This window comes from Sphingomonas sp. UV9 (assembly GCF_004101245.1).
Classification (GTDB): Bacteria; Pseudomonadota; Alphaproteobacteria; order Sphingomonadales; family Sphingomonadaceae; genus Sphingomonas.
This window is the reverse complement of record NZ_SCIN01000002.1, coordinates 944,250-960,182: the sequence shown is the minus strand read 5'-3', so window position 1 is coordinate 960,182 and position 15,933 is coordinate 944,250. Positions and strand designations below refer to the sequence as shown.

Here is a 15,933-nt window from a genome sequence, read left to right as displayed (position 1 = left end):
AACCGATCCAAGCGAGAGCGAGCGCACTCATGCCAAAGACCAAGTCCTTCATCGTCGCCGTCGCAGGTGACACCGTCGACGGCCGCACGATCGAAGCGAGCTGGCTGACCGATATCGCCGCGACCTACAACCGCGCCACCTATGGCGCCCGCGTCAACAAGGAACACATCGTCGGTCTGTCGGGCGGCGACCCGTTCAAGATCTACGGCGACGTCCTTTCGGTATCGACCGAAGAAGTCACCCTGCAGCTCGGCGGCAAGCCGGTGAAGAAGCTGGCGCTCCGCGCCGAGATCGAGGCGAGCGACGAACTGGTGGCGATGACCGCCAACGGCCAGAAGATCTACACGTCGATCGAGGTCGCACCGAACTTCGCGAACACCGGCAAGGCGAACATCGTTGGCCTGGCGGTGACGGATACGCCGGCGTCGCTCGGCACCGACGTACTCAGCTTCGCGATCAAGCACCCTGGCGCGCTCAGCACGGGCCCGAAGCTGACCGCGGCCGGCAACGTGTTCTCGCTCGGCTATGAGACGAGCTTCGAACTGGCGGAGGGCGAGGTCGCCGCACCGCCGGCCGACAGCGCCGCGGGCATGTTCGCCGCGATCACCAGTTTCTTCAGCGGCAAGACGGCTGCGCCTGCGGTCGTGACGCCGCCCCCGCCTGCATCCGAGCCGCCCGCAAACGACAACGAGCTCAGTGCTCAGGTCACCAAGGGCTTCACCGACATGGCTGCGGCCATGATCCAGCTCGGCAAGGAATTGCGCGGCGACATGGGCAAGCTTCGCACCGACCAGGAAACGCTGCGCACGCAGGTCGAGGGCACGCCTAAGCCCGGCCAGTTCAATCGCCAGCCGTCCACGGGCGGCACGACGGGGGGTCAGCAGCGCGCCGAGTGCTGATCGCCCTCCCCGTCATCACCCGCTCCGCCTGTCCGCCCCATGAGGTCACCTTCCCATGAAGAACACCACTCGCCTTCTCTACACCTCCTACCTCACCAACATCGCCGACATTAACGGCATCGAGGACGCGACCGTCCGGTTCCAGGTCGATCCCAGCGTCGCGCAGAAGATCGAGACCAAGCAGCAGGATTCGAGCGCGTTCCTCACGGCGATCAACGTGTTCCTGGTCGATGAGATGGAGGGTGAAACCGTCGGCGTCGTTTCGAGCGGCCCGATCGCGAGCCGCACCGACACGAATTCGAAGGATCGCGTGACCCGCGACCCGACCGGCCTGGTGTCGCAGCGCTATCGCTGCGAGGAGACCGACTACAACACGCACGTCACCTGGGCGAAGCTCGACCAGTGGGCGAAGTTCGACGACTTCGAGGTCCGGATCCAGTCCGTGATCGTCAACCAGCAGGCACTCGATCGCATCCGGATCGGCTTCCGTGGCACGCATGTTGCGCTGGAAAGCGACCTCGCGACGGCGCCGAACCTCGAAGACATGAACATCGGCTGGTTGCAGGAACTGCGTCTCAAGTCGCCGAGCCAGGTTATGGGCTCGACCACCGTCAAGGGCGCGTCGGACCGGGTCGCTGGCGTTACGACCGAGCAGCCCATCGATGTCGGCTCCGGCGGTGATTATGCCAACCTGGACGCGCTGGTGTACGACGGCATCGAGCTGCTCGACCCCTGGCATCGCGAGCGGACCGACCTGATCGTGATCTGCGGCCGCAAGCTCGTTCACGACAAGTATTTCTCGGTTATCAACCAGGATCTCAAGCCCACCGAGCAGGTCGCGGCCGACGTGATCATGTCGACCAAGCGCCTGGGCGGCTTGCCAGCCGTGCGCGTGCCGTTCTTCCCGGAAGATGCCCTGCTCATCACCACGTACGATAACCTGTCGATCTACGTGCAGGAGCAGTCGCGCCGGCGTCAGATCGAAGAGAACGCGAAGCGCAAGCGGATCGAAGACTACCAGTCGTCGAATGACGACTACGTCGTCGAGGACCACGGCCTCGCCGCGCTCATCGAGAACATCAACCTCGTCGAGGCACCGGGCGCGTAATGACCCCGGCGCAACGTCATCGCGCGCGAGCGCTAGGCCAGGTCGCGGTTACCGCGGCCAACCCGGCGCCCGTGCGCGGTGGCGCTGCGGCGTCCGAGTATGAACTCTGGCGCGCAAAGCTCGGCGTCGATCTGCGTCGACTGCACGAGATCCAGTCGACCGAGGCCAAGATCGAGCTGAAGCGCGAGCTCGCGCCCGAATACAACGACTGGATCGATGGCGTCCTGGCATCCGAAGGCGGTGCAGAAGACGACATCCTCACATGGAACATGATCTGGCGGATCGATATCGGTGCGTTCGACGCGGCCATGCCGCTCGCGCGTTACGTTCTCCGCCACAACCTCACCCTGCCCGACCGCTTCGACCGGACGGCGCCAACCCTCATCTGTGAAGAAATCGCTGAGGCCGCGATCAAGCGGCTCGGGCAGGGTACCGAGGGCAACGACGAAAACGAGGAGCGCGCGGCGATCGCCGCGATGCTCCGCACTCTATCCGAGGTCGACGATCTGGTCGCACCACCGGTCGACATCTTCGACCAGGTGCGCGCGAAACTGGAAAAGGCGCAGGGCCTCGCTCTGATCCGCCAAGTCGAGCTCACGTCGCCGGATGCCGACGGCCCCGCCGGCGCACGACGCGGCGCGCAGGAACGCGCAGCGCGTCATCTGCGCCGTGCGATCGAACTCGATGATACCGTCGGCGTGAAGAAACGCCTCGAGCAACTCGAGCGCGCAATTCGAACGGCTACCGATGGTTGAGGCCCTCGCTATATCGGCCGCGCTGAAGATCGCCTTTGGCATCTGGCTTCTCATATTCGCCCTCGTGCTTCGTCACGAGGACCACGAGCTCGCCCCACGGCGCTCGGGGGGCGGAACGTCGTCGACGAGGAGCTTCGGCTTCACCCGTCGGTTGACGCTCCCCACCCCCCGCTAGCCGCGGGGCGCACCGGCCATGAGCATGGTCGCCGTTCCACCCGTCGCGACTCCCCCGGCCGTCCCCGACATCATCCCGGGCGATGCCTGGTACCCGGAGCTCTCGATCGCAGCGTTCAAGATCTCGCAACGCATGCCGGCGGTCGTAACCGACGGCCGCGCGCGTGAGGCTCTGCTCGGCGGGATCCTGTCGGCCGATGTAGAACTGAGCGAATGGCGCAGCGCGCAGGAAGACGCCGGCGTCACGAGCCTCGCGACGGCGATCGTGCGCAACCGCGCGGGGCGCCCGCTGCCGGCGATCGGCGGTGAACCGCGCGCGATCGTGCTGTGGCGTCGTGCGGTCCATGCATACGCCTCGGCCGACCTCGCCGCCACGCACCACGACATCAGCGCGACGGCCGACGGGCGTCCGCGCAACGAGGACAACGCGGACCGCGCGCCGGATCTGCTCCGCACGGCGACGCTCGCCATTCGAGACATGCTCGGCCGCGCGCGCAGTCGATCGCGCCTGCTGTGATCGTGCGTGCGCTGCAGGGCGAAGCGCTGGATGAGCTCGTCTGGCGCGCGACCGGACAAGGCATGTCCGCCCTCCCCGTTGTCCTCGCTGCGAATCCCGGCCTCGCCGCAAGTGGCGTGGCGCTGGGCGAAGGTCGCGCCGTCACCATTCCCGATCTCCCCGCCTCTTCGGTCGAGATCGACCTCATCCAGCTTTGGGACTGATCTCATGAAGGACCTCCTCCACGAATTCGGGACCTGGCTATTGGCGTTCGTCGTCAGCCTGGTCCCCGCCGGCCTCGGCTCCGTCGTCAGCCTGTTGGTCGAGACCGGCCTGACATGGGGCCAGCGTATCACGCAGGTCTGGGTCGGGATCGTCGTCAGCTATTTCGTCACGAACGCGACCAACGCAATGTTCGGTCTGCACCCGTTCGTCGCGCAGGCGATCGGCTTTCTCGTCGCGATGGTAGCCTTCAAGGGCGCCCCCGGTTTCATCGCCGGCTGCAGCGCCGTCCTCGCCGAACTGCCCGGCAAGCTCAGCGAGCGGCTGCTCGCGCTCATTCCGAAGAAGGATCCCAAGTGATGCCCGGACATGGCATGCCAGTACCCGCCCCGAAACCGAAGGTCGCCGTCAAGACGCTCGCTGGCGTCCTCGGCAGCGTCGCCGCAGCGCTGGCGCTGTTCACGATGGTCCCGGCCGAAGAGAGCGGCCGAAAGGTAGCGGCAACGGTTGCCCCGAGCGGCGCGATCGTCGTCAAGCACGTCTCCGGCAAACAGTATCTGAAGGCCTATCTCGACGCGGTCGGTGTTGCCACCGCGTGCGACGGGATCGCCACGAAGGACATCAAGCTCGGGCAGACCTACACCGAGGCGCAATGCACCACCATGCTCGAGCGCGAGCTGATCGCGCATGCCGAGGGCGTCATCAAGTGCATTCCCGGCGTCTACGGACGAACGAACCAGGCGATCGCGATCGTGTCGCTCGCCTACAACGTCGGCGTCTCGATGGTCTGCAAGTCGAGCATCGCACGGTTCTGGAACGCCGGCCAATGGCGCGCAGGCTGCGATTTCTTCCCGCGTTACCGGTTCGCCGGCGGTCGGGTCCTGCCCGGCCTGGTCGCCCGTCGCGCACGCGAGCGCGAGATCTGCCTGAAGGAGCTGCCCCGATGATCCGCAACCTCTTCGCTAAGGTGAAGGCCGAAGCGTTCTTCCTCGTCCTGCTCACCGTCGCGGCGGTCGGCTCCTGGCTGTACGTCCACTACCGCCAGGTCAGTGCCGATCGCGACGATCTGCAGCACCGCGCAGAATTGATCTGCGCCGGATCCGGCACGGACTTCGCGGCGATCGGCAAGACGCCGCGTGGCGTGCGGTGCGCGCAGACCGTGGCCGGCCTCGTGAAGTTCAAGAGCGAGAGCGATCAGCTCGCCGCGTCGACGCTCGCGCAAGCGCTCGCCGATCACGACGCGCGACAGAACAACGACAATCTGGCCGCGCGCGCTGCTGCTGAAGCAGCGAGCTCGGCCGCCCAACGAATGGAGATGGCAGATGCGCAAGCTGAACGGACGAACCTTGTCGATAGCGATTGGTTTCGCGCTGTTAACGGCGTTGCCGGCCTGCGCCCGGCACGCTGAGGCACCGCCAGCGGTCGTCTCGACGCCGATCGTCGTCAAGGTGAAGGACACGCCCCCGGCCGAGCTGCTGAAGTGCGCAGACCGCCCGGACGGCTTGCCCGAGGATCCGTCGCTAATCGCGCAGATCCCGACCAAGATCCGCGCCGGCATCATCCGCCTCGCGCGCGCCTTCGCAGGCAACGCCGATCGCGCCGACCGTTTGGTAAATTGGAGCGCACCGGGGACCTGCCCGGTCGGGAACGCAAGATGATCGACATGATACTCCTGGTCATCGCCAAGCTCCTCGCCGGATGGCTGATCGCTGATCTCCTGGGCGGTGTTCTTCATTGGCTCGAGGATCGCGTGCTGACCGAGCGAACGCCGTTCCTCGGCGCCACCGTCGTCGCGTCGAACCGTCTCCACCACCGCGAGCCGATGGCGTTCGCGGCTCGCAGCGTCGTCGCACGTAACGGCACGACGTGGCTGGCGGCCGGCGTCGTATCGCTGATGTGGCTCGCGCTATTCGGCCCGTCGCTCGTCTGGTTCTCCGCAACGATCGGCGGGGCGGTCAGCTCGAGCGTTCATTTCCTGACGCACCAGCCACGCCTCTCGAACCGCGCCATTCGGATTTTGCAGGAGATCGGCCTTGTGCAGTCCGCTGCGCATCATGCAGGCCATCACCGGCCACCGTCCAACCGACGCTATTGCCCTCTGACCAGCTGGGTAAACCCCGTAGTCGACGGTTTCGGCATCTGGCGGCTGCTCGAGCAGGCTCTGCATGCGATCGGCATACCTTTGGCAATCGACGCGTGAACAAGATTGGCCATCTTCGCGCCGCGCTGGTCGCTGCGTTACCTGAGTTCGAGGCGAATCCCGACCGGCTCGTCATCTTCGTCGACAAGGGTCGCTTGGTTTCGCGACTTACGCCGGCGCTCGGGTACGAGTGGCGATACATTGTCCGCATCGAGTTCCACAATTTCACGCGGTCGCCAGATGATATCGCCGTGCCGTTACTGCTGTGGCTTCGCGAACACCAGTTGGAACGTCTGCTAGACTTTGCGCGCGAAGATAACGCGCTCGGTTTCGCTGCCGACATCATCGACGAAACTACGTGGGATATCGTTTTCTCGTTTGAACTTACCGAAGCGGTCCAGGTTACGACGAAGCCAGGCGGCGGTTGGGATATCGTCCCCCTCGCCGAGCCCGCCCTGGCTGGCGGCGAGATCCTGCTCGATGACATCTTGTCGAGCGCTGCACTCACCACCGTATGAGTGAGCTCGAGGATCTCGCGGGCGGTACCGGCCAACAGGCACGAGAAGCGCGCCGCACCCTCAAGCGGCGATCGCAGGCGTCCGCACGTGGATCCTCGGACAGCGACGATTTCTCCCCGCTGCTCGATGCCTTCGACTCTCTCGTCCAGCGGCTAGCGCCATCCGAACGCCGCAAGTTGGGCAGCGATATCGCCACCGGTCTGCGTGCCGCTAACGCCGGGCGCATCCGGCCGAACGTAGAGCCTGATGGCGAGAGCATGGAGCCTCGCAAACGCCGCAAGAGCGGCCGGCTCCGCGCTAAACGAATCCGTGATGAGGCGAGCGTCTCTCGAACAGCGAAGCGCTCGATCCGCCAGGAAAAGATGTTCCGAGGCGCAGCTAATCCGCGGTACCTGCGCAAGGAAAGCTCGCAGGGCGAAGCACAGGTTGGCTTCGTCGGGGCGATGGCGCGCATCATGAAGGTCCACCAATACGGCGAAACGGATACGGTAACGCGCGACCCGTCATCGCCGCGCGTTACATACCCCGCGCGCGTGGTGCTTGGTATCACGCCAGATGATCGCGGCCGGATCCTCGAACAGATCAGCGCACGTATCGCACCATGATGCTCGCCGGCTGTTGTCAGGGTATTGCTGACAACAGCCGGCGATAGCCACGTGCGCGACTGCCCGCCGACATGCGGGCGTTATGGCCGCCAACACCTCAACCACCGTCGATCTTTCGCGATTGCCCGCGCCGATCGTAGTCGAACAGAAGACGTTCGAGCAGATCCTCGGTGAAATGGTCGCAAAAATGGTCGAGCTAATGCCGGCCTTCGATGCAACGATCGACAGCGATCCTGCGGTCAAAGTTCTGCAGGTGGCTGCTTACCGCGAGTTGCTTCTGCGCCAGGCGTTCCAGGACAGCGCATTGCAACTGTTTGTGGCCTACGCCAGCGGCGATCGCCTCGATCATCTCGCAGTCTTGGTCGGCGTCTCTCGACAGATCGTCACGCCCCCCAATGCGACAACAGGCGCCCCTGCCGTCTATGAAGACGACGATCGCCTGCGTCAGCGTATCGTTCTCGCGCCCGAGGGCTTCTCGGTTGCCGGCCCCGAGCTGGCCTATGTGAAGCACGCGAAGGACGCGTCGGCCGACGTTCTCGATGCCAGCGCGATCTCGCCGGCGCCGGGCGAAGTCCTGGTATCGGTCCTGTATCGTGGTGGCGACGGCACGGCTTCCCCCGAGTTAGTGGCAAAGGTCGCGGCGATTGTCACCGCGCCCGGTATCCGCCCGCTCGGCGATCACGTCACCGTCGCATCGGCTACCGTCGTTCCTTACGTCGTCAATGCCCGGCTCATTACCTTTGCCGGTCCCGATCCAGATCTAATCGTCGCGGCAGCACGCACCGCTCTTACGACATTCCTCGCAGAGAACCGCAAGCTCGGTCGAGCGATAACGCGCACCGGCCTCACGACAGCACTCAGCCCCGCCGGAGTGCATCGCGTGGATCTCGACCTCTCCGCTGACATTGTCTGCTCGATGACTCAGGTGGCGAATTGCACCCTCATCAACGTAGCGCATGGCGGTTACGCGGCGTGACGCTGCTGCCCCCTAACGCCACGCGTCTCGAACGCGCGCTAGAAGCCGCAACCGCGCGCATCGGTGACGTCACCGCACCGATCGGCACCCTGCTCGATCCGATGACGATCGATATCGACTGGCTCCCTTGGCTTGGTTGGGGGCTTTCGCTCGATAGCTGGGATGCGGACTGGTCCGAGTTGGTCAAGCGGCAGGCTGTCGCGGAATCGATCGCGTTGCATCGGATCAAAGGTACACGCCTCTCAGTTGAGACGGTGCTGCGCCGCTTCGACCAGCTCGCGCGCATCGTCGAATGGCATGAGACCGCGCCGCGCGGCACACCCCACACGTTCGAGATCATCCTGCCGATCGATGTCGGTGGTGCATTGCCCGGTGGCACGCGCACGACCGCGGCGTTCGCCGAGGCGATCATCCGCGAGATCTCGCGCGTGAAGCCGCTGCGCGAACATTTCCGCCTGGTCCAGCAATTGTCCAGCGCCGGCTCGATCGGCGTCACCGGTGCGGTGCGCGCGGTTCAGTCGCTCCGCCAGGACGTGACACTCACCACCGCCCCGGCCGCGCCCTGGGACGCGTACCTTCAGACCGAGGACGGCGAGCCGCTGGAAGACGATTTCGGTAATTTCTACGAGGACGCCGCCTGATGGCTCTGACGCTCACCTTCACCAACGCAGGCTTGGCGCGGTTCACTGCCGCGCAGCTCGGCAACGGCGCGGATCTCCGGATCTCCTCGATCGGACTCACCGACAACGTAATCGTCGTCGCACCCACCCTGACCGCACTCCCCGGCGAGTTTCGCCGCTTCCCAACGATCTCGGGCGCGCAGGTCGGCAACAACGTCGTGCATCTCGTTGTGCGCGACGATGCCGAGATCGCGTACGCGTTTCGCGCATTCGGTCTGTACCTGTCCGACGGCACGCTGTTCGCCGTGTTCGGCCAGGCCGACCGCATTTTGCAGAAGGCGACGGCGTCTACCAACCTGCTAGCGATCGACATCGCCTTTCCCGTCGCCAACGTCGCCAATGTCACCTTCGGCGATACGAATTTCCTGAACCCGCCCGCGACGACCGAAACCAAGGGCGTCGTCGAGATGGCGACCGATGCGGAAACCGTCGAGGGCACCGACCCATTGCGCGCGGTAAGTCCCAAGGGCCTCGCCGCTCGGCTGGCGACGATCCTGACGACGATCGGCGGACTGGTCGTATCGACGCGTCGCATCTCCACAACCGGCCTTGCGACCGGCGGGCGGGTGCTTGACGACGACGTCACGATCAACGTGCCGGCCGCGACCGTCGCGGAGGTCGATGCCGGCGCGATCGGCACCAAGGCGGTGACGCCGGCCAGCCTTGCAAACGTCCTCGCATCGATCCTCACGCGCGTGCCGCTCGCCCGTCGCGTGGACACCTCCGGGCTGGCGATCGGCGGCAATGCGCTCTCCACCGACATTACGATCTCGGTGCCCGCTGCGACTGCGCCTCAGCTGCTCGCCGGCACCGCCGGCAACGCTGCTGCCACCCCGGCCGCGCTCGCTGCGGCGGGCGTCGTCTACTTGGTAGAGTCGAAGTCCGATGGTGCGAGCCGGTATCGTCGGTTCTCGGACGGCAGCGTCGAGATGACAGGCGTTTCGGCGTTGCCCGGTAGCGAGGGCACCTTCACCCTCAATTTTCCGTGGGCGTTTCCGACCGCCTGCGACGGCGTGTGGTCAACGATTATCAACAGCGGTCAATCGAACGATGGCCAGTCGACCGTGCAGGAAGTCTCGCTCTCTGCCGCCAGCGCGCAGCTCTACGCGCAGAACCACAAGAGCCCGACCGCCGACGCGGCCGGCGGTTTCCGCTGGTTCGCGCGCGGTCGCTGACGTGCTGCCGCATCCCAATTCCAAGATCGAGGTTTGAACGATGGCGAAGATTTCCGCCCTACCCGTAATGACGGTATCCGATGGTACCGAGACGGTTCCGGTCGTCAAAGGTGGCCGGGCCGCGAAGGTCGCGTTCTCGGCGCTGGCACGGCTGATGGTCCCATTCCTCGCCAACTGGTACAAGGGCGACCGCGGCGATCCCGGCGGTGATGCCGGACAGGTCGCACCCTTCACCCTCGCCAAGACCATGTCGTACAAGGCCGGTATCAATCGGATGCGCACGACCGGTCGACTGGTCGACGGCGACGGCGGTGGCGCGATGTACGACCGATGGGCGGGAGGGGCGCTGCCCAGCGCTGGTCGTGACGTATGGTGGTTCACGGCAACCGGCGACAATTCCGCCTGGGTGCTTTCCCCCGACCAGCTTTTCTTCGCTTCGCAGTTCGGCGCGACCGGCGGCGACGCGATCGATGCCGGCCCGATCCTGAATGCGGCACTCAATGCGCCCATGGTACAGACGATTAATCTCGGGCCGCTCACCCATTTCTTTTCGGGCCAAATTATCAAGCCGAGCGGTAAGGCGCTGATCGGCGTGTCGCGGTCCGCCTCTTGGCTGAAGGCTATTCCCGCCTTCGTCGCGCGGCAGTGCGTCTACACGATCGACGACGTCAACGGCCGGTTCGCAGACTTCTCGCTCGACGTGCAGCGGTCCGGCCTCGGTGGCACGAACGCGCAGCGGTCCTCGGGTCTGACGATCCGCGCGCAGAATGCCGACGGGTTCGGGACGATCGTCGAGCGGGTCGATGTCTACAACGCCACCGGATACGCGCATTATGACAGCGCCGACTATGGCGGCAGTCTCGCGACGCCACGCAAGCTCCGCGGAATCGTGCGCCGCCAGTGCCGCGCCTTCAACAGCCAAGTCGGTTTCGAAAGCACCGGCGATACGTCGATCAAGACGATCGACTGCGATGTCGAGGCGTCTACCGTTACGTGGGACGGTGGTTCGCTGGTGCCGACCGAGGCCATGTACCACGAATATGGTCCGATCGCGCATGTCCACCGGATCCGATGCCGCGGATACGGCCAGGCGGGGGCCGGCGCGCTTCCCGCGGTCGTCGATCCGTTCAGCCTTCGTCGTGTCACCTATGACGAGTGCGATATCGAAGTCACCAGCGGGGTCCCCGCGCTGGTGGTGAACGGGCAAGTGATCAACGGTGTCGAGTATCGTGTTCAGAACCTTCAGATCATCAATTGCCGGTTCGTTTCCGCCAACGGTGGGGGAACAAGCCTCAATGGCACGACCGCGACGATCCGCGGCGGGACGTTCATCGGCGGAGCCAGTGCGTCGAACGGGCAAGGCAACGGTGCCGGTATCGATACGTCCACGAACTCGGTCGTCGATATCTATGCGGCCGAGGTTATCGGCAATGCGGATCCTGCCGGTGGCGGTGCAGCCTATGGCGTAAACGCTCAGGGCAACGCGGTCGTGCGACTGCATGGCGGCAGGGTAACTGCGACCGGCCCTGCGAACCTTGCAATCACCCTTGGTGGCACGATCACTGTCGTCAGCCCCGCCGTGCTGACGCCCCAGCCGTCCGGCTCGTCCGCAACTCCGGTGGAAAAGGCGGATTACGCTACGTCCTACGTCCCCGCGCGCAAGAACTCTGAGCCGACCGTTGAACGGTATGTGCCGCTGACCGAGATCGCCACGAGGGATGGCAACAACCGCTTCATCCTTGGTTTATCGATCGCAAGCGGCATCACGTTCGCAACGGCGCTTTGCCCGGTCAACGTCCTGGGGTCAGGACGCTCCTTCCTGGTCGCCAACAGCAACGGCAACAATTACCTCGAGATGGGCGGACAGGGCAGCGGAACCGCGTACTTCCGAGCCTACGAAGGCAACATGCAGGTCGGCAACGCCTTCGCCGGCAGCCTCCACTTGTGCACCGGCGCGGTCAATCGGTGGACTGTTACGTCGGCTGGGCATCTCAATCCGTTCGTCGATAACGTCTACAGCGTCGGGACCGCAGCGTTGCGCGCATCTGTCATCTATGCCGGCACCAGTTTGATCAACACGTCTGACGAGCGCGAGAAGACGTGGCGCGGCGCGATGACCGATGCCGAGCGTCTGGCAGCTAAGGCAATCGTCGCCGAACTTGGCTTCTACCAATGGAATGAATCAATCATCGAGAAGGGTGAGCATGACGCGCGGTTCCACTTCGGCGCGCGGGCGCAGCGCGTGTGGTCGATCATGGCGGAACACGGCCTCGTCGACCCGCTCGATCGGGACGGACGCCCTGGCACCACGCCATACGCCTTCCTTTGCCATGACCAGTGGGACGACGAATACGAAGACGTGATGACCGAGCGTTTCGGGCCGCCCCAGGCTGATCAGGCGATGGAGTATGTGAAGACCGGAGAGCGCCTCGTCCTCGCTGCCGGCGACCGCTTCGGCCTGCGCGAGGGACAGATGACGCTGTTTCTCCTCGGTGCACTCCTCGGATGAGATAGGCGAGGTCGTTCGATCAACCACAAGAGCAACGTGCAGCTCATCGGCGCCTGTTTGTAGTGCTGTTGTCGCGATGATCGCGACAACAGCCGTACGTGGCAGCGATTGAATACCCGCGCCAGCGTACTCGTGACATGCGCGATGATGACCTCCCTGCCGGCCTCGGCGAGCTAACCTACGGACAAATTGCGTCTGTGGATCTGTCGACTGGTCGCGTCACCGTGACGATCGGCGATGTGGAAACGCAGCCGATCCGGTGGTTCACCGGCGGATCAAGCGGTACCCGCCTCTGGTCTCGCCCGAAAGTTGGCGAACAGGTGATGCTCGTCGCGCCCTCTGGCGATATTGCCGGCGCCATCGCAATGCGCGGCCTTGACTGCGACGCCTTCCCGCCGATCGGCGACACCACGCGCGAACTCGTCCAGTTCGAAGATGGTGCGGTCATCGCTTACGATCCCGCTTCGCACAAGCTCGAGGCCGTCCTACCTGGTGGCGCGACCGTTTCGATTATCGCCCCGGGCGGCGTGCGGCTCGATGCCGACGTCCGCATCAGCGGCGATCTGCTGGTTGATGGCAAGATCGAGTCCACTGGCGACGTCAAGGCCGGCAACGTCAGCCTGCAGCAGCACAAGCATCTTGGCGTGCAGCCGGGCGGCGGGATCTCGGGAGCGCCGCAGTGAGGGTGAAGGTCGCAGATAGCTGGCATGGCGTCGACACCACTCGAGCGATCATGATCGAGCTATCCGACGCGGACCGTCGCAACATCGCCAACATGGTTCCCGGCGCCCGCTTTTATGCGTGCTTCGACGACAAGGATGCCCGCACCACTGACGAAAAGCTGGCCTGGATGAGAGGTCAATGATCGGCATGGACGCCAACACCGGCAAGCCGCTCGAAGGCGACGCGCACCTAGAACAGTCGATCGGAGACCTTCTGTCGACTCCGATCGGCACTAGGTGTGGCCGACGGGATTACGGATCCGCACTGTTCGAATTGATCGACGCACCGCTAACCGCTCTGGTCCGCCTGCGCGCGTTCGCAGCCACGGCCGTCGCGCTCGCACGGTGGGAACCGCGTATTCGCCTGACCCGCGTAGGCCTCGTTGCCCCCGCCGGCGGCGCCACTGGGACTGCGACGCTCTCGATCGAGGGTGAGCGAACCGACAGTGCCAACCCGACCAGTCTCGTCAAACTCACCGTTCCCCTTCGCCTCGCAACCGCCTGAGGATCCTCATGACCTTTTTCCACGGCCTTCAGTTCACTGAATCAGTCACCGGCGTTCGCCCGCTGCTCGAGAAGTCCACTGCCATCATCGGCCTCGTCGCCACCGCAATCGCTGCGGTAGGTGCGCCTACCGCAGCACTCGACGCCGCCTTCCCGGTCAACCGTCCGGTGTTGATCACGGATATTCGCGCGGCGATCGCCGCGGCCGGCACCGGTGGCACGCTGGCGCCAGCGCTGAACGCGATCGCCGACCAGGGTACGCCTGTCGTGATCGTCGTTCGCGTTGCGGCCGGCGCCGACGCTGCAACGACGACGGCAAACATTATCGGCGGTTTGGTCGACGGCAAGTACACCGGCATGCAGGCGCTGCTCGCAGCGGAGGCTCAGGTCGGTGTCCGTCCGCGTATCATCGGTGCGCCCGGGCTCGACTCGCAGGCTGTAGTCGCGGCGCTGATCCCGGTCGCCAAGTCGCTGCGTGGTTTCATCTATGCGTCGTGCCGCGGTATCACGACGGTCGGCGCCGCGATCGCCTACCGTGAGGAATTCTCTGCACGCGAGCTCATGCTGATCTGGCCGGACGCGACCGCTTGGGACGGCCAAGCCGTCGCGATCGCGCTCGGCCTCCGCGCTATGATCGATGAAGAGACCGGCTGGCACAAGTCGCTGTCGAACGTCGCGATCGCCGGCGTCACCGGCCTCTCGAAGGATGTTCATTTCGATATCCGAGATCCATCGACCGATGCCGGCCTGCTCAACCAGGCGCCGGTGACGACGATCGTTCGGATGAACGGCTATCGCTTCTGGGGTAATCGCACGTGCTCCGACGAGCCGGCGTTCGCTTTCGAGCCGGTAAAGCGTGCTGCTCAGGCGCTGCAGGATCTGCTCGCCGATGTCGAAGCGCCTTTCATCGATCAGCCGATCACCGTCGCGCTGGTGCGCGACTTGGTCGAGGCCGGCAACGCGCTCACTCGCCGCCTGGTCGGCGAGGGGCGCCTCGTCGGCGCCAAGGTTTCGTTCGATGGCACCGCCAACCCGGCAGAGATGCTCGCTGCCGGCAAGCTGGTGCTCGATGCCGATTACACGGCGCCGGCGCCGCTCGAGGGCCTGACGACCAACCTTCGCGTCACCAGCGCCTATTACGAGAACTTCGGCGAAGCCCTGAACAGCTAACCGGCCACCTGCCCGGCCGGCCGCTCGATCGTCGTTTGCTACCAGTCTTCCCCGTCAAAGGATCCTCACCGATGGGCCTCCCCTTCAAGCTCAAGAATCACAACGTGTTCGCCAACGGCAAAAGCTGGGTCGGTCTCGTGCCCGAAATCCAGTTGCCCAAGCTCGCCAAGAAGGTTGAGCAGTACCGCGGCGGTGGCATGCTCGGCGAACTCGACGTCGAGATGGGTCTCGAGAAGCTCGAAGCCGAGATCAAGCTCGGCGGTCTCGTCCGCCAGTCGCTCAGCATGTTCGGCGCGATTGGCATCGAGGGCGTGATGCTGCGCTTCGTCGGCGCCTACCAGGCAGACGATACGGGCGGCGTGATGGCCTCGGAAATGGTGATGGGTGGCATGTTCACCGAGATCGATCCGGGCAGCGCGAAGGTCGGCGACAATACCGAGATGCCGATCAAGGCGACCCTGAACTACCTGAAATGGTCGATCAACGGTCGCACCGATGTCGAGATCGACATGCTCCGCTGCGTGTGGATCCAGAACGGCATCGACCGGATGGCCGCCATCCGCGCCGCGATTCAGGCCTGACGTCCCGGGCCCGCGCGGACCCCGCCTAAATCCTGATACGAACACCGGAGCCTCCCATGACCGACACGTCGCAACCTCTGATCGTGATCCTCGAGACGCCACTGACCCGCGGCGACATGACGATCGCCCAGCTCGAGATCCGTGACATCTTCGGCCGCGACTGCGCGGGCCTCTCGCTAGCGAAGATGTCCGTCAGTAATTACGACGAGTTCCGCGCGCTGCTCCCGCGCGTCTGCGATCTGCTCGAGCATGAGATCGACCTGCTCGCAAGCGACGACCTGGTCGACATCATCACCGACATGGGTGAGCTCGCGCAGATCGACGACGACGGCGTCGAGGGCATCATGCTGCGCAAGCCGCTCGGCGGTGATCTGCGCAACGTGTCCGTCGCCCGACTGCAGCACCTCTATTACGAGGAACTGCGCGCCGTCGTGCCGCGGATCTCGACACCCCGCCTGTCGGAGGAGGCGATCGACGAACTGCCCCTGGCGAAACTGATGGGGCTGGCAGCAAAGGTGTCGGATTTTTTGCTGAGTGCTCGCCGGAGAGCGGAGTTCCGGATCGAGTAGAAGACTGGATGGCGAACATAAACGCCATCCTCGCTGGCGTCGGCCTTACCGACATGGACCGAATGACCCTGATCGAGCTCGGCGAATGGCACGAGCGCGCGCTCGCTCGCGCCCCCAAACAGGAATAGCC

The 15,933-nt window shown here is 64.8% G+C and carries 23 protein-coding genes; all 23 read left to right on the top strand.

Annotated elements, in window-relative coordinates; translation table 11 throughout:
• Window positions 1–29: 29 nt before the first annotated feature.
• The 23 genes from EQZ23_RS10990 (at window position 30) to EQZ23_RS10885 (ending at window position 15,931) form a co-directional block, all read left to right on the top strand.
• Window positions 30–899 carry a GPO family capsid scaffolding protein gene (locus EQZ23_RS10990; protein ID WP_128454430.1) on the top strand — a complete coding sequence of 290 codons (870 nt, stop codon included), beginning with the start codon at window positions 30–32 and terminating at the stop codon, window positions 897–899.
• Window positions 900–954: 55 nt separating this feature from the next.
• A complete protein-coding gene (locus EQZ23_RS10985; protein WP_128454429.1) occupies window positions 955–2,007 on the top strand; it encodes a phage major capsid protein, P2 family in 1,053 nt (350 codons plus the stop codon).
• Entirely contained in the window at window positions 2,007–2,762 is a 756-nt protein-coding gene (gpM, locus tag EQZ23_RS10980; protein WP_128454428.1) for a phage terminase small subunit, read from the top strand. The genes EQZ23_RS10985 and gpM overlap by 1 nt, the downstream gene beginning before the upstream one ends.
• A gap of 193 nt (window positions 2,763–2,955) precedes the next feature.
• Window positions 2,956–3,453, top strand: coding sequence for a head completion/stabilization protein (locus tag EQZ23_RS10975; protein ID WP_128454427.1), 498 nt, complete (start codon window positions 2,956–2,958; stop codon window positions 3,451–3,453).
• Complete coding sequence (locus tag EQZ23_RS10970; protein WP_128454426.1) at window positions 3,450–3,656, top strand: tail protein X; 207 nt, start codon at window positions 3,450–3,452, stop codon at window positions 3,654–3,656. Before EQZ23_RS10975 ends, EQZ23_RS10970 begins: the two co-directional genes overlap by 4 nt.
• Window positions 3,657–3,660: 4 nt before the next feature.
• Window positions 3,661–4,014 (top strand): hypothetical protein, encoded by a 354-nt coding sequence (locus EQZ23_RS10965; RefSeq protein ID WP_128454425.1) that lies wholly within the window; start codon window positions 3,661–3,663, stop codon window positions 4,012–4,014.
• Between the two features lie 14 nt (window positions 4,015–4,028).
• The gene (locus tag EQZ23_RS10960) at window positions 4,029–4,601 is read left to right on the top strand and encodes a lysozyme (RefSeq protein ID WP_128454424.1); all 573 of its coding nucleotides are present in this window, start codon (window positions 4,029–4,031) and stop codon (window positions 4,599–4,601) included.
• Window positions 4,598–5,062, top strand: a complete 465-nt coding sequence (locus EQZ23_RS10955; protein ID WP_128454423.1) for a hypothetical protein — start codon at window positions 4,598–4,600, stop codon at window positions 5,060–5,062. Before EQZ23_RS10960 ends, EQZ23_RS10955 begins: the two co-directional genes overlap by 4 nt.
• Window positions 5,063–5,102: 40 nt before the next feature.
• Window positions 5,103–5,312 (top strand): hypothetical protein, encoded by a 210-nt coding sequence (locus EQZ23_RS10950; RefSeq protein ID WP_240663492.1) that lies wholly within the window; start codon window positions 5,103–5,105, stop codon window positions 5,310–5,312.
• The gene (locus tag EQZ23_RS10945; protein WP_164913427.1) at window positions 5,309–5,854 is read left to right on the top strand and encodes a fatty acid desaturase CarF family protein; all 546 of its coding nucleotides are present in this window, start codon (window positions 5,309–5,311) and stop codon (window positions 5,852–5,854) included. The genes EQZ23_RS10950 and EQZ23_RS10945 overlap by 4 nt, the downstream gene beginning before the upstream one ends.
• Entirely contained in the window at window positions 5,851–6,312 is a 462-nt protein-coding gene (locus EQZ23_RS10940) for a phage tail protein (RefSeq protein WP_164913426.1), read from the top strand. Before EQZ23_RS10945 ends, EQZ23_RS10940 begins: the two co-directional genes overlap by 4 nt.
• Window positions 6,309–6,917: a phage virion morphogenesis protein gene (locus EQZ23_RS10935; RefSeq protein ID WP_128454420.1), complete on the top strand. Its 609-nt coding sequence runs from the start codon at window positions 6,309–6,311 to the stop codon at window positions 6,915–6,917. Before EQZ23_RS10940 ends, EQZ23_RS10935 begins: the two co-directional genes overlap by 4 nt.
• Window positions 6,918–6,999: 82 nt before the next feature.
• Entirely contained in the window at window positions 7,000–7,893 is an 894-nt protein-coding gene (locus tag EQZ23_RS10930) for a baseplate J/gp47 family protein (protein ID WP_128454419.1), read from the top strand.
• The gene (locus EQZ23_RS10925; RefSeq protein WP_128454418.1) at window positions 7,890–8,534 is read left to right on the top strand and encodes a phage tail protein I; all 645 of its coding nucleotides are present in this window, start codon (window positions 7,890–7,892) and stop codon (window positions 8,532–8,534) included. Before EQZ23_RS10930 ends, EQZ23_RS10925 begins: the two co-directional genes overlap by 4 nt.
• Window positions 8,534–9,748, top strand: a complete 1,215-nt coding sequence (locus tag EQZ23_RS10920) for a hypothetical protein (RefSeq protein WP_128454417.1) — start codon at window positions 8,534–8,536, stop codon at window positions 9,746–9,748. The genes EQZ23_RS10925 and EQZ23_RS10920 overlap by 1 nt, the downstream gene beginning before the upstream one ends.
• A 40-nt stretch (window positions 9,749–9,788) precedes the next feature.
• Window positions 9,789–12,257 (top strand): tail fiber domain-containing protein, encoded by a 2,469-nt coding sequence (locus tag EQZ23_RS10915; protein WP_128454416.1) that lies wholly within the window; start codon window positions 9,789–9,791, stop codon window positions 12,255–12,257.
• Window positions 12,258–12,394: 137 nt separating this feature from the next.
• Window positions 12,395–12,940 (top strand): phage baseplate assembly protein V, encoded by a 546-nt coding sequence (locus EQZ23_RS10910; protein ID WP_164913425.1) that lies wholly within the window; start codon window positions 12,395–12,397, stop codon window positions 12,938–12,940.
• The gene (locus tag EQZ23_RS19820; protein ID WP_164913424.1) at window positions 12,937–13,122 is read left to right on the top strand and encodes a hypothetical protein; all 186 of its coding nucleotides are present in this window, start codon (window positions 12,937–12,939) and stop codon (window positions 13,120–13,122) included. The genes EQZ23_RS10910 and EQZ23_RS19820 overlap by 4 nt, the downstream gene beginning before the upstream one ends.
• Window positions 13,119–13,484 (top strand): GPW/gp25 family protein, encoded by a 366-nt coding sequence (locus tag EQZ23_RS10905; protein ID WP_128454414.1) that lies wholly within the window; start codon window positions 13,119–13,121, stop codon window positions 13,482–13,484. The genes EQZ23_RS19820 and EQZ23_RS10905 overlap by 4 nt, the downstream gene beginning before the upstream one ends.
• 8 nt (window positions 13,485–13,492) lie before the next feature.
• Complete coding sequence (locus EQZ23_RS10900; RefSeq protein WP_206364220.1) at window positions 13,493–14,653, top strand: phage tail sheath subtilisin-like domain-containing protein; 1,161 nt, start codon at window positions 13,493–13,495, stop codon at window positions 14,651–14,653.
• A 71-nt stretch (window positions 14,654–14,724) separates the two neighbouring features.
• Complete coding sequence (locus EQZ23_RS10895; protein ID WP_128454412.1) at window positions 14,725–15,234, top strand: phage major tail tube protein; 510 nt, start codon at window positions 14,725–14,727, stop codon at window positions 15,232–15,234.
• A 56-nt stretch (window positions 15,235–15,290) separates the two neighbouring features.
• The gene (locus tag EQZ23_RS10890; protein WP_128454411.1) at window positions 15,291–15,803 is read left to right on the top strand and encodes a phage tail assembly protein; all 513 of its coding nucleotides are present in this window, start codon (window positions 15,291–15,293) and stop codon (window positions 15,801–15,803) included.
• Window positions 15,804–15,811: 8 nt separating this feature from the next.
• Window positions 15,812–15,931, top strand: a complete 120-nt coding sequence (locus EQZ23_RS10885) for a GpE family phage tail protein (protein WP_128454410.1) — start codon at window positions 15,812–15,814, stop codon at window positions 15,929–15,931.
• The last annotated feature ends 2 nt before the right edge of the window (window positions 15,932–15,933 follow it).